The following is a 12,262-nucleotide window of genomic DNA, read 5'->3' on the forward strand; positions in this document are numbered from 1 at the left end:
CACCTGGACCCTCGCCCCCACCGCCGCATAACGATGGAGGGGCATCCCCACCCGGGACACCCCTCCACCAACAAGATCTTCAGGAGCGTTCTAGGGCGTCGAGGACGGCGACGAGCCCTCCGGCATGACCAGTTCGTGAACCTGCCGCAGGCCGGCCGTGCGAAGACCTGACACCTGCTCCGCCGTCACCGCCACCTTCCCCGAGGCCCTGCGCCCAGGAGTCCCGATTCCGGGCGAGCAGGCGGTGAGGCACTGGCGCGAACACCTGCTCGACGTCGGCCGGATCCACGCCGCCTTGAGCATGGCGCGTTCCTGGCTGGCCTGCCCGGCCCCGCAGTAGCGCCTCGTCGTTCATGACGCCCAGCTTCCCAGCCGCCACCGACACCGCGCGGGCAATCGACGGGTTCGTCACCACCAGGCTGGTTCGACGTCGGCGCCCTGGTCGTCGTCCTGGCCGCGGTCGTGTCGGGTGGTCTCTGACGTTGCGCCTGGTTACTCCGCTTGGTCGCCACACGGCCTCACGATGAGGGCAGTCGGCGCCAGCGTTTCACGGTGCTCGCCGCGACGCCTATCTGCTCTGCGGCGACACGGCTCGACAGGTCTCGGGTGGCGTCGATCGCCGCCGTCATCGACGTGAAGCCCGCCTGCCGGGCGGTGGCTTCCAGGGCGTTCTTTCGGGCCTGCTGGGCGGCCGGGAGGGTGCGCAGGGCCGCGGCCCTGCGGGCGGCGCGTACCGCGGGAAGGTCGTCGGTGCCCGCGCGGGCGGCGGCCGAGCGGCGGGCGAGTACGTCAGGCGCGGGCGCCGAGGCCCGCATGGGTTCGAGCAGGTCCGGGTCGGCGGCATGGCTTCGAGGCGGCTGTGCGACAGGGCGCGCCGGACGTCCGTGGCCATCAGCGTGGTACCGGCGGGCAGCGCGTGCTCGGCACGGTACGCGGCGGCCGATATCCGGTGGACGCGGGTGAGGTGCGGTGCGAGGGATCGGAAGCGGCGCCCGCACACCAGGCAGGTGACCAGCCCGTCCGTGTCGGCGCCGTCCGGGCGCCGCGAGCGCACCTCGGCGGCCGGCCGGGCGGCGGCGAGCAGGGCGTCCAGCTCCCATAGCAGCGCGCGGTCGCGCCTGCGGCAGGCCACCGGGTCGGGCCAGCGGCCGCGCTGCTGCTGCATCACGGCCTTCAGGCTGCCGGGGGCGTAGCCGAGGAAGGGCTCGACCTCCCGCCGGGTGACCAGACGGGCGGCGTCGTCGGCGGTGTCCATGCGGTCAGCGGCGCCCGTCGCGGATCTGGTAGAGCCGTCCCCGGGTGAGGTCGGCGGCCTTCTCCAGGTCCTTGACCCTCACCTTGGTGACCTTCCGGTTGAGCATCGCGGAGCGGATCAGCTCGTTGAGCTCGCGCTCGGCGTTGTCCCGCGCCCGGCGTACGTCCTGGACTCTCTACGACCGCGACGGCGGGCGGTGCCCGGAGACGGTGGTCACCGACACTGCCTCGTCCGACACCGTGTTCGGCCTGCTCACCCCGGCCGGGTTCGCCTACGCACCGCAGCTGGCGGACCTGCCCGACCAGAAGTTGTGACGCATCGACGCGCCGCCGACTGTTCAACGACACCGCCCGCGGCCGGATCGGCCTGGAGCGCATCGAGCGGACCTGGGAGGGCATGCTGCGGATCATCGGCTCCATCCACACCGGCGCGGTGCGGGCCTACGACGTGATCCGCATGCTGTCGAGGGACGGCCGGCCGACGGTGCTCGGCGACGCGATCGCCCACTACGGCCGGATCGCCAAGACGTTGCACATCCTGCGTCTGGCCTACGAGCCGTCCTACCGCAGGCAGATCAAGGCCCAGGCCAACCTGCAGGAGGGCCGCCACGCACTCGCCCGCAAGATCTTCCACGGCCGCGCCGGCCAGCTCTACCAGCACCCCAGGAGGGCATGGGCGGGCGAGGGACTTGATGGCGACGCCTTCGCCGTACGCCTCCACGACGTCGGCGGCCTGGCCCTCTCCAGTGCGGCCGGGCGGCCCAGCACCTTCCCGGCTGCCTCGGCGGCGACGCCTTCCCGGGTGTTCTCCTGTCCCTTGTCAGCATCGACTCCACCACCGCACGCGAACGTGGTGTCAGCGCTTCTCGACGACGATCTCGGAGATCACGACGTCCTGAAGCGGGCGGTTTGTCTTTCTTTCGGTCGAGGTCGTGGCGATCCGGTCGACGACCTTCCGGCTCGCGGCGTCAGCGACCTCGCCGAAGATGGTGTGCTCGCGGTTCAGCCACGTCGCGGAGGCGACGGTGATGAAGAACTGCGATCCGTTGGTACCCCGGCCCTTCCGCTTGCCGGCGTTGGCCATGGCCAGCAGGTACGGCTTGGTGAACTGCAGGACGGGGTGAATCTCATCGTCGAACTCGTACCCCGGGCCGCCGGTACCGGTGCCGGTCGGGTCACCGCCCTGGATCATGAAGCCGCTGATCACCCGGTGGAAAACCACGCCGTTGTACAGCGGACCCTGGCCGGGCAGGCCTGTCCGCGGGTCGGTCCATTCGCGCGTGCCGTCAGCGAGGCCGACGAAGTTCTGAACCGTCTTCGGCGCGTGGTTCGGGAACAACTTGATCCGAATGTTCCCGTAGTTGGTCTTGATGGTAGCGAACAGTTCTCCGACCACGGTGTTGGAAGTCGTAGAGGAGAGCGGAGTCGTGCCCGGCGTGGTGTTGGGCTCGGGGGCGCGGTCGAGTCGTCGCAGTGCCTGGGAGAGGTCGGCGGCGGTCGGGTACCGCTGGGCGGGGTCCTTGCGCAGCAGCCTCAGCACGAGGTCGTCCCACGCGAAGGGGATGCCGGTGGAGACCGAGCTGGGGGCGGGCGGTTCCTGGGTGAGGTGGGCCGTGAGGTAGCCCACGGAGTCGGGGGCCTGGAACGGCGTTCGGCCAGTGATCAGTTCGAAGAGCAGGCAGCCGAGGGCGTACAGGTCGCTGCGCGGTTCGGGGAGGCCGCGTGCCTGTTCGGGGGCAATGTAGGGGGGTGTGCCCACGATGAAGCCGGTCTGCGTGAGTCGGTCCGCGGTCGCGTCGGTCGCCCGCGCGATGCCGAAGTCGAGGACCTTCACGGTGCCGGACGTCGTGATGAGGATGTTGGACGGCTTGATGTCTCGGTGCATGATTCCGGCGTTGTGCGCGTCAGCAAGTGCGTCGCTTATCTGGGCGCCCCAGCGGGCCGCATCCGGCAAGCTGACGACGCCTCGTCGCAGCATCGTGTCCAGGCCCTCGCCTCGGACCAGCTCCATCACCAGGAACGGGGCCCTGATGCCGTTGGCGTCGGTCTCGCCGAGGTCGTGGATGGTCACGATGTTGGGGTGCTGCAGTCGGGCGGTGATTCTTGCCTCGCGCAGGAACCTGGCGCGTGCCTCGTCGCCGCGGCTTCCACCGTCGGCGAGCAGCGAGATCACCTTGACCGCGACGGGCCGGCCCAGCGTCTCGTCCTGTGCCTCCCACACTTGCCCCATTCCGCCCTGGCCGAGCTGCCGCACCAACCGATAGCGGCTCCCAAACAGCTGGTCTCGCACTACTACGCCTCCCTCATTTCGAACATTGATGCCCCCTTGCTGGCAACCTCGGGTGTACTCCATCTCACGGTCGGCGAGCAGGCCGTAGCAGCACGGCCAGCAGGGTGAGCGCGGACTCCGGCGAGCGGCGGCGAAGGTGGGAGGGGACTCGACTACCGCCCGCTGCCGCCAGCCGGTCAGCACCCTGGGCGCCACGTCCGCGATCAGCCCCGCCGACAGACCGATCGCCCGAATCGCCGTCAGCTTGCGGATCTCCCGCAGCATCGACTCCAGACTCACATTGCTCGGCATCGCCTTGACCAGCGCCAGCACCGACTCCTCGTCTTGGTCGCCCTCGGCTCCGCCCGCGTCCTCGGTCACCTCCGGCGCGGTCGACACCAGGGGCAGCGCACGCTTCCGCACCGGATCGGGTAGCCGGGCGAAGACCGTGGTGAACCAGGTCTCCTCCGCGGTGTGCAGGGCGGAGCGAACCATCCGTGTGATCCGGTCCGGCGTCAGCGGCTCGATGAACTCCCCCCGGCACCGTTTCATCAGCTCCTCGCGCACCCGGTCCGCGTTCCGCTCGGCGTGCGCGACGGTTGCCGGCCAGCCAGGCCGTCAGCTTCTCCGCGTCCTGCGCCAAGCACACCCGAAAGCCCAGGTGCTCGCGGGTCTGGGCACGGTGGTACTCGATCGTGCTGCCGGTCCACTGGTAGGACTCGAAGTCGGCGGCCGGCACGTGCATCTGCCGGGCGACGAACTCCACCACCTCGTCCGGGAAGTCCACTCGGCCCCGCGGGAACCGGTCGTGCCGGGTGTAGAACTTCAGCAGCAGCGCGAAGCCCACGCGCGTCCCGCCACGTTTCCCCGCGACCAGGTCCGCCTCGTCATCGAGCACCGTCCAGTGCTCCACCAGCTCGTCCATGCCCACTGGCTGCCGCCCCATAGCCCCGCATCATGCCGGACAACCCCAGGTCAACGCGGACAAACGACTAAAGATCACCCCGCATTTGGGGCTCGTGACACGGTCGTTAACGGCAGCCCATGACCCGCGCCATCCCCCTGTTCCATCAGACCCTGGAGACGATGATGCGGGTCCTGGGCGCAGACGCGCCCGCCACCCTCATCACCCGCAACAACCTCGCCCACGCCTACCGGGACGCCGGCGACCTGGACCGCGCCATCCCCCTGCTCGAACAGACCCTGGAGGACCGGGTGCGGGTCCTGGGCGAGGACGCACCCGACACCCTCACCACCCGCAACAACCTCGCCCACGCCTACCAGGGCACCGGACGCACTGGCGATGCCGTTGCCCTGCTGCGGTCCGTGGTGGGGGGTCGGGTGCGGGTCCTGGGGCCCACCCATCGGAGCACGGCGGATTCGCGGGTTGGGCTGTCGTGGACGCTGACCGAACGAGGCCGCTCCCTGCTTCCCGGCGACTGCGCGGGCGCGTGGCGGGACGCCGCCGAGGCGGTCCAGACCGTCGGCCCGTACCTCGCCGACAACCCCGGCATATACGGACCCGCACTCGCCCACGCCTACCGATTCGCCGCCGATGTTCTCGACGCGGACGGACAGTCCGAAGCCGCCGCCGAGTACCGCCAGCACGCCCTCTACGCAAGAGCGGCGGCAGCGGCCCAGCGCGCCAAGGGCCACAGCTGAGCCCTGGGAACCGGCCGGACTGGTCCCGTCGATGGGGTGGGTGGCTACTCGGCCGGGGCGGGGGCCGGGCCGCCACCGGCCGCCGAGGCGGATCTCGATCCATCGCCAGCGTGGCTCGGTGTCCCAGCTTCGGCCGGGGCCGGACGGGCCCCGGTGAAGTAGCGACAAATCTGGTGGACAGCGTCGGGATACTGCCGTCATGGCCGTCACCCAGCAACTTGCCCGAGTCTCGGCGGAGTACCTCGCCGCCTGCCGTCAGTCAGCCGAAGAATCACCCGACGGAGATCATCACTGGGATCCGCCGCCTGCGGACTGTCTGGATCTCGACTGGGCACCGGCCATGCTGGAGCGTGCCTGCGAACTGACGCGACTCAATGCTGTCCACCTGGAGGCGCTCAAGCGCGCGACCGATGGCGACAGCGGCATCGATCTGGACTTCCTCAACGCGAACCCGCATGCGATCGCCTTCTTCAGTAACTCCGCTCCGACGGCCCTCTGTCCAGACGCAGTTGCCCGGGTGTCGGCACTGCTCGGAGAGATCGACATGCAGGCGATCCTCCAGTCGGTCCTGGACAGCGGCGCGGGATCCGAGCTCGGCTACGGGTTCATCGGTGATCCAACGGAGTACCTGCTGGGCCACTTCGGTGCGCTACGTGAGTTCTACGCGGAGGCTGCCCGAAGGGGCCTTCTCGTCGTGCTGTGGTGGGACTGACCCAGTAGGTTTCCTCGATCAGCCGACAGCAGGGACCGGAGCGGCCGGCTCAAGCCCGCGGGCAAGGCATGGGGAATTACGTGACCACAGCCATGGGGAATTACCGGCTCTGGCGACGATCACGTGACAGTCATCAGTGCGTGAGGAGTGTTCGCTTACGCAGGAGATCGAACTTGGCCCGGCCGAACATCTGGCGTTTCAGCATCTTGATGCGGTTGACGTTGCCTTCGACGGCGCCGGAGGAGTGCGGGAGGGTCAGCCCGTTGCGCACCGCGTCCAGGTCGCGGCGCAGGTTCGTGGCGAAGGAGGTTAGGGCGGGAAGCGTGTCGGCTTCGACGGCGGCGATCCACTGCTCGATCTCCTGGCCGCGCAGTCCCTTCATGATCTTCGCGAAATCGCGGACGTGCTTGTCCAGGCGGGCGAGCTCCGGGCTGCGTTCGAGGATCTTCTTGAGTGCCAGGGTGTCGTCCTCGCCGAGGTGGTCCGGGTTGGTCAGGATCCAGCGGCTGGTTTCGCGGACGGTGGGCGGTTTCGGGGCTGGGGCGGGTGCGGGGCGCCCGTCGCGGTAGCGTCGCAGGTAGCGTTGGACGGTCTGCTCGCTGCCGGTGTAGCCGAGTTCGGTGATCTCCCAGGTCAGGGTGGTGGCGTTGTGCTCGCCCTCGTTCCAGCGCCGGTGCAGGTGCTCCTTGAAGGCGTCGATCTTGCTGGCACGTTGGAGGGTCTTGGCCAGCAGGTCCTCGACGCATCCGGCGTCGGCGTACTTGCGTACCGTGGCGATGTACAGGCCGGTGATCCGGCTGACCGCGTTGCGGCTGTGGCCTTCGGCCAGCAGCCGCTGGATCTCGGCGTAGTCCCGGCGGATGCGGGTGACGATCGTCTTCTCGGGCGGGGCTGCGAGGACCGGCGGCGCCTGGGTGAAGGCCGGCTGGCCCGTGACGGGCTCGGTGGCCTGCGGCTCGGGCTCGGCGAGCTGGGAGCGCTGTGTGATGACGACCTTTTCGCAGGCCTGGCACAGGTTCTGCCACAGGTGGAACCGGTCGGCGACCTGGATCGCCTCGGGTGCTCCGGCGCGGGCGCCCTCGGCGTAGCCCCCGGCGCGGTCTCGGCAGATGACCCGAATGCCGGGATGCTCGGCCAGCCAGGCCGCGAACGTCTCGGCCTCCCGGTCCGCGAGAACGTCGATGGGCCGGTGGGTGGCCATGTCCACCAGGATCGTCCCGTAGCGATGGCCCTTGCGGGTCGCGAAGTCGTCCACACCGAGCACCTCGATCACGGCCGGGACGGCTGGGTCTGCTTGGGCACGGATGAGCCTGATCAGCGTGTCGCGCCCGGCCGTCATACCCAGGGCCGCGGCCAGCCGGGCCCCCGCCCTGCCCGCGCACGAGAGCGCGATCGCGGTCAACGCCGCCGTCATCGGCGGCGTGTAGCGCGCGAAGGGCCTGGTCAACTCCGGTATCTGTTCGACGAACGTCGCTCTGTCGCACGAGGGTTGCGGACATTTGAACCGGCGAACCGTGACAAACACCCGGCAGCGGCGGCCCACGAGTGGCGTGTCCGACAACGACCGTCGATATCGTCCGTGCACACGCGCTGACAGGCCGCCACATCCGGGGCACAGCGCGCCTCCCGCCTTCGCCCGCAGGACGAACACGACCTCCTGCTCGTCCGCGGCGACGTCTTCGACCACGACATGTTCGAAGTGCGGGAACAGGACCTCAAGACCAAGACCGAGTGATTCGCACGCGGGACATGATCACCCGTAGCATGCCCCTCCCACCAACACCCGTCACGTGATCGTCGCCAGAGCCGAATTACCTGACCGTCGACAATCACGGGAAGGTCTTCGTGTCGGAGTACCTGACCAGCGTCTGCACTCGGATGGGGATCTCGATCCAGCCGGTTCGACTCCGGACTGGCCGCGACAAAGGGCCGATCGAACGATCACTCCGGCTCGCACGCTTCCTGCCCCAGATCGCCCAAGGCGGCACCGACGTACTCACGGCAATCTGCCTGCTCGCCGAGTACCTGTACGAGCAGGCAGTGCCCATCGACTACGCGCGACGCCGAACGTTGAACGGAAACAGACTGCTCCCGGAAGTCACCTGGCTCATGATCTGCGACGAGACCGGAATGCACCCCGAAGATCACTATCGGCTGCCGGCCGTGCGCCGGTTCCTCTACCAGCGGATGACCGGCTCCGACCTCTACTCGCCATCAAGATCGTTGAACCTGGACTCCAGCTCCCGATCTCAAGCCATGCCAGTGATCCTGACGGCACCCCTTCTGGACGCGCTTGATCGGCACGCCGCGGACTACCTCACCTTGCACGACATCACAGAGCCCGTGACCTGGTCCCCACCACTCGCCTTGGTCGACCACCTCGACCTGCCTGGCCGAGGGCTGATCCTGCCTGACACCACCGAAGCAGCCATGCTCATGCAGACCCGCCGGATGTCACCGACCGCCACGGCACGCGCTCTCGGCACCAGCCCAGAATGCCTCAGGCTGGCCTTCGAGACACGGCAGTAGTGTCTGGTCACAGGCACCAACCGCTGCGGCACCGCGAAGGGATTCGACGCGCCGACACCGCGACGCGGAGCCCGACGTGACAGGTCAGGAGCGTCACCCGTTCGACCAGACCTCTTCTTCCCGGCCGTCGGGCACAATCTGCCGCAGCTTTGCACCGTGGAACATCCACACACGGAAGTAGACCTGTTCCTGGTCCATCACGAACAGCTGGACGAACTCGGGGTGCTCCCAGGCGATGCGCTCAACATGCGCCACCAGCCCAGCCAGGTCGGCATGGTTGAGCGCTCCGGCATAGACGTCACACTCCGGGTACTTGCCGCCGCCCCATTGCGTGTCGCTACCGGTGGTCTCGTTGAGCGAGCCGACCCATCCGACAGTGCCGGGGCCGAAACCCCGACGCGGGGCAGAGGTCTGCAACCACCGGCTCAGTTCCTCGGCAGCGGGTCGATCGTCCGAATCGACAGAGATCATGACGTTGGCGATGTGGCTCACGCCAGAATTCAACACAAGCGCTGGTCGTCCTGCCACTGAGTTCTCGCACGGTGGACCGCGGGAGGGATTCGACACGCGATCGCGGACGGGTCCGCACGACAGATCACGCGGACTCGCTAGATGCCGCAGGTCATGGCACCCCCATTCGAAACCGAATCGTGGAACCTACAGACCCGGCGATGATCCACACCCTCGCCACCTGCGAGTGGATCAAGAAGAGCCTGCCGCTCTGCCTCATCGGCGATTCCGGGACCGGCAAGTCCCACCTGCTGATCGCGCTGGGCGCCGAGGCCGCGATGGCCGGCTTCCGGGTCAAGTACGTCCTCGCCGCCAAGCTCGTCAACGAGCTGGTCGAGGCCGCGGACGAGAAGCAAATCGAGACCGGTACCGACTCCTACCGCCTCGCCACCACCCGAGCCCGCGCGGAACAGCAAACCGCGGCTCGACGCCTCCCGGTCGGGCAACAGGTCCACCGGCCGTCGGGTCTCGGCGTCGACCAGCACCGTCCCGTAGGCGCGACCCTTACGTGTCGCGTACTCATCGACGCCCACCACCCGCGGGGCCGGCGGCTGCGGATCGGGAAGCTCTCCGACCAGCCGCAGCACCATGCTCCGGCTCACCGACACCCCGAACACGGTTGCCAGCCGGGCACCGGCCCGCCCGGCCAGCGCCAGGCCGACCGCAGCGAGCGTCGCCCGCAACTGCTCGGTCCACCGGCCGTGGCGGCGGGTCAGCCCTTCGATCTGCTCGACGAAGGTCTGCCGCCCGCACGACGGGTCGCCGCACACGAAGCGCCGCACCCGCAGGCTCAGCCGGACCCGTCTCCCCCCGACCGGACCATCAACGGGAAACCGCAGGTAGGAGCTGTGCACCCGGGTCGACCATCCACCGCAGCCCGGGCAGCTGTGCCCCACCGCCGAGGACTTGACCCTCACGTTCACCGACTCGATGTCCGCGTCGACCGACGGCACGGTGACGCCTGCGACCGACGGAAACAGCAGCCCCTCCAGCTGGGGCACCAGATCATCCACGGTCCCGCACTGTCAGCCACCACGCGCCGGTCGCTGACGAATTTCAGGCAACTTCTCGACGCCGAGCAGCTCGTCCACGGCTCGGTCCACCGCCGCGCCGTCCGCAGTCTGACTCTCGGCGTGGTGGGCGACACCCTCGTGCAGTCGGCGGAAGAAGTCGTGGAAGTGCAGCCGTCGCTTGCGCGGGGTCGGCAGCCCGTCGAGGAAGGTGTTCACCAGCCAGCTCTTGCCGCGGCCGACCGGGCCCCAGAGGTAGAGATGCCGCGGACTGCGGCGCAGCCGCCAGGCCGGGTGGGCCAGCTCGCCGGCCAGCCGGCTGAGTCGTTCGACCGGGAACTCCTGGGCGGGGTCGAGCGTGAATCCGTGCTGCCCCGCGGCCCGGTGGAAGTGCCCACGCATCGCCTCGTACTGCTTCTGCACCCTGTCCGTCACGGGCCCGGACCATAGCAGGGCATCAGAACCATCAAGATCACCGGGAGTTGCCTGGTCCTTGGCCCGTTCGCAGATCCTCCGGCGTGAGGCGGGGCTCGACGGGACGTTCCGCACCCGCCCGACCGCGGTTCCCACTCCCAGGCCGTTGACCAGCGGAAATGGAGAAGGCGCAGCTGGTCGGCGCTCAGCACGGCGGCGGGGGCGAAGGCCTCGGCGGCGGTGGACTTGCCGGTGCTGGGAGCGCCGATGGTGACGACCAGGCGTGGGCGCGCGAGCGCGGCAGGACGGCACGCACCCTACGACAGGAGCCCAGGGCTGCTCCGGGGGCTCGTTCCACTTCCACCAGCGGGCGGTGCGGGCGTCGTCCCCGGCGGTGATCGGGGTGTTGTCCGGGACTTCGGCGAGGTAGGCGACGGTGACGTACCGGCCGCGGGGGTCGCGGCCGGGGGTGTCCCAGGCGCCGAGCTGGAGCAGGTCCGCGGCGTCCACCCGGACGCCGGTCTCCTCTTCCAGTCCCGGGCGGCCGCGTCGCGGCTCGTGTCGCCGGGGTCCACGTGGCCGCCGGGCAAAGCGAGCGGGTTCGCCGATTTCTGGTCGGGGAGTTGCAGGAACCCACGCGTGAGGGGTTCGTCAACGGCATTGAGTATGCCGGGTTCGGGGTCAACCTGCGTCAGGGGCGGGGCAGTTTCAAGGGGGAGTCACTTGGCGCCGACTTCGGGGCTCGCGGCCATCGGAGTCGTGGAGGCCGGGGAGAAAGTCCAGGCCCGGTCACAGGCAGTTGCCGTCGCCGCCTTGTGCCGGTCCGAAGATCACTGAGCGACGAGGACGTACGCCAGCACTCGAAGTAACCGGTCCCTGACACCGCTACCTGATCAGGAAGCGTGTCCTGCTCAGTAGATGACACCACGCACAACGCTCTCGTGGCGACGCTATAGCCTCGGCCTGTGACCAACCGCGTCAGCTGGACAAAGTACCTCTATCCCGACAGGTTGCCCCACTATCAGGAGCTTCTCGAGGGTACAGACTGGGCATCGCTCGCCACCCCCTACGGGACGGGCGAATCCCTGCCGACCGCCCTGGCACATCTCCTCGACCCCAACCCGGCCGTCAGGGCAGCTGCCGTCAAGGACGTGAGCGATGAGGTGGACCACCAGAACACCATCTACGAAGCCACCGTGCCGGTAGCTTTGTACTTCGCAGCCATCCTCAACCATCCGGCCACCGAAGTGGGCGACCTCGACCACGGCGCTGACGTGCCATCACACCATCCCACCCGCGCGTCGCTACTGAACAGGCTCGGCGCCACCGCCTACGACGCCGAGTACCTTTTCGGCGAAGGTTTTCTCCAAGCATGCCCGGACACGCGCGCCTTTCGGAGCCTGCGCCCGGCTATCTACTCCGCAGTTCAGCCGTTCCTCTGCCATAACAATGCGAAAGTACGCGACGAGGCCCTCGTCGCAGCCATCCCCCTCACAGAGGACCCCAGGCTCACTACACACCGGGCCGAGCTGGTCGAACACGCCCGTTACCTGCTGACCACCAGCACCAACCGCTACCACCGCGACTGTGCCCTGAATGCGCTCAACACCTGGGGTCACGACACCAGTGACCTGGAAAACGCGAACGACATTGCATCCCGTGAATTGCAAGCACGCCTGGCCGATTTTGACTACTGGTTGGCAAACAACGGGACAGGCGGCGGCACCGAAGATCCGCCGTTCTGACACGCAGACTCGCAGTGCCCTACCCGTCAGCTGTAACTCAGCGTGGCGACACCACACGAATTGGCTCTGTCGCTGATTGAGGGGTTCGCGCTGGGCCGCAGATGGGTGGGCATCACCTGGGCGTGGCTGATGGAGTTCGGGTCGCTGACCTGCTCTT

Annotated in this window: 11 protein-coding genes and 4 pseudogenes; 7 read left to right on the forward strand and 8 right to left on the reverse strand. The window is 68.6% G+C overall.

Annotated elements, in window-relative coordinates:
* Positions 1 to 157 precede the first annotated feature (157 nt).
* A complete protein-coding gene (locus ACFU7Y_RS28040) occupies positions 158 to 340 on the forward strand; it encodes a hypothetical protein (RefSeq protein WP_380770037.1) in 183 nt (60 codons plus the stop codon).
* Between the two features lie 285 nt (positions 341 to 625).
* On the opposite strand, the gene ACFU7Y_RS28045 is transcribed toward ACFU7Y_RS28040, so the two are convergent.
* Complete coding sequence (locus ACFU7Y_RS28045) at positions 626 to 1,255, reverse strand: MucR family transcriptional regulator (protein ID WP_380770038.1); 630 nt, start codon at positions 1,253 to 1,255, stop codon at positions 626 to 628.
* A 173-nt stretch (positions 1,256 to 1,428) separates the two neighbouring features.
* Between ACFU7Y_RS28045 and ACFU7Y_RS28050 the strand changes: the two are divergent.
* Positions 1,429 to 1,912: pseudogene (locus ACFU7Y_RS28050) on the forward strand (Tn3 family transposase); the annotation flags it as partial.
* A 198-nt stretch (positions 1,913 to 2,110) separates the two neighbouring features.
* Here the strand turns inward: ACFU7Y_RS28050 and ACFU7Y_RS28055 are convergent.
* From ACFU7Y_RS28055 to ACFU7Y_RS28065, 3 genes and pseudogenes are all read right to left on the reverse strand, one after another.
* Positions 2,111 to 2,650: a peptidylprolyl isomerase gene (locus tag ACFU7Y_RS28055; protein WP_380770047.1), complete on the reverse strand. Its 540-nt coding sequence runs from the start codon at positions 2,648 to 2,650 to the stop codon at positions 2,111 to 2,113.
* Between the two features lie 114 nt (positions 2,651 to 2,764).
* Positions 2,765 to 3,607: pseudogene (locus ACFU7Y_RS28060) on the reverse strand (serine/threonine-protein kinase); the annotation flags it as partial.
* Between the two features lies 1 nt (position 3,608).
* Positions 3,609 to 4,469 carry a DUF4158 domain-containing protein gene (locus ACFU7Y_RS28065; RefSeq protein ID WP_380770039.1) on the reverse strand — a complete coding sequence of 287 codons (861 nt, stop codon included), beginning with the start codon at positions 4,467 to 4,469 and terminating at the stop codon, positions 3,609 to 3,611.
* Positions 4,470 to 4,567: 98 nt separating this feature from the next.
* On the opposite strand from ACFU7Y_RS28065, the gene ACFU7Y_RS28070 reads away from it, so the two are divergent.
* Together ACFU7Y_RS28070 and ACFU7Y_RS28075 are read left to right on the forward strand one after the other, a co-directional pair.
* Positions 4,568 to 5,185, forward strand: a complete 618-nt coding sequence (locus ACFU7Y_RS28070) for a tetratricopeptide repeat protein (protein ID WP_380770040.1) — start codon at positions 4,568 to 4,570, stop codon at positions 5,183 to 5,185.
* Positions 5,186 to 5,384: 199 nt separating this feature from the next.
* Positions 5,385 to 5,897: a DUF1877 domain-containing protein gene (locus tag ACFU7Y_RS28075; RefSeq protein WP_380770041.1), complete on the forward strand. Its 513-nt coding sequence runs from the start codon at positions 5,385 to 5,387 to the stop codon at positions 5,895 to 5,897.
* Positions 5,898 to 6,030: 133 nt separating this feature from the next.
* On the opposite strand, the gene ACFU7Y_RS28080 is transcribed toward ACFU7Y_RS28075, so the two are convergent.
* A complete protein-coding gene (locus ACFU7Y_RS28080) occupies positions 6,031 to 7,584 on the reverse strand; it encodes an ISL3 family transposase (protein ID WP_380770042.1) in 1,554 nt (517 codons plus the stop codon).
* Between the two features lie 158 nt (positions 7,585 to 7,742).
* Between ACFU7Y_RS28080 and ACFU7Y_RS28085 the strand changes: the two genes are divergently transcribed.
* On the forward strand, positions 7,743 to 8,426 hold the full coding sequence (locus tag ACFU7Y_RS28085) for a hypothetical protein (RefSeq protein WP_380770043.1): 684 nt from the start codon (positions 7,743 to 7,745) through the stop codon (positions 8,424 to 8,426).
* 93 nt (positions 8,427 to 8,519) lie between these two features.
* Here the strand turns inward: ACFU7Y_RS28085 and ACFU7Y_RS28090 are convergent, their stop codons facing one another.
* On the reverse strand, positions 8,520 to 8,918 hold the full coding sequence (locus ACFU7Y_RS28090; RefSeq protein ID WP_380770044.1) for a squamosa promoter-binding protein 15: 399 nt from the start codon (positions 8,916 to 8,918) through the stop codon (positions 8,520 to 8,522).
* Between the two features lie 179 nt (positions 8,919 to 9,097).
* Between ACFU7Y_RS28090 and ACFU7Y_RS28095 the strand changes: the two are divergent.
* Positions 9,098 to 9,259 (forward strand): annotated as a pseudogene (locus tag ACFU7Y_RS28095) (ATP-binding protein); the annotation flags it as partial.
* A gap of 450 nt (positions 9,260 to 9,709) precedes the next feature.
* Here ACFU7Y_RS28095 and ACFU7Y_RS28100 read toward each other — a convergent pair.
* Positions 9,710 to 9,949 (reverse strand): annotated as a pseudogene (locus tag ACFU7Y_RS28100) (transposase family protein); the annotation flags it as partial.
* A 12-nt stretch (positions 9,950 to 9,961) separates the two neighbouring features.
* The gene (zapE, locus tag ACFU7Y_RS28105) at positions 9,962 to 10,381 is read right to left on the reverse strand and encodes an AFG1/ZapE family ATPase (protein WP_380770045.1); all 420 of its coding nucleotides are present in this window, start codon (positions 10,379 to 10,381) and stop codon (positions 9,962 to 9,964) included.
* A 944-nt stretch (positions 10,382 to 11,325) separates the two neighbouring features.
* Between zapE and ACFU7Y_RS28110 the strand changes: the two genes are divergently transcribed.
* Positions 11,326 to 12,105 carry a hypothetical protein gene (locus ACFU7Y_RS28110; protein WP_380770046.1) on the forward strand — a complete coding sequence of 260 codons (780 nt, stop codon included), beginning with the start codon at positions 11,326 to 11,328 and terminating at the stop codon, positions 12,103 to 12,105.
* Positions 12,106 to 12,262 lie beyond the last annotated feature (157 nt).

This window comes from Kitasatospora sp. NPDC057542 (assembly GCF_042801945.1).
Taxonomy (GTDB): domain Bacteria; phylum Actinomycetota; class Actinomycetes; order Streptomycetales; family Streptomycetaceae; genus Kitasatospora.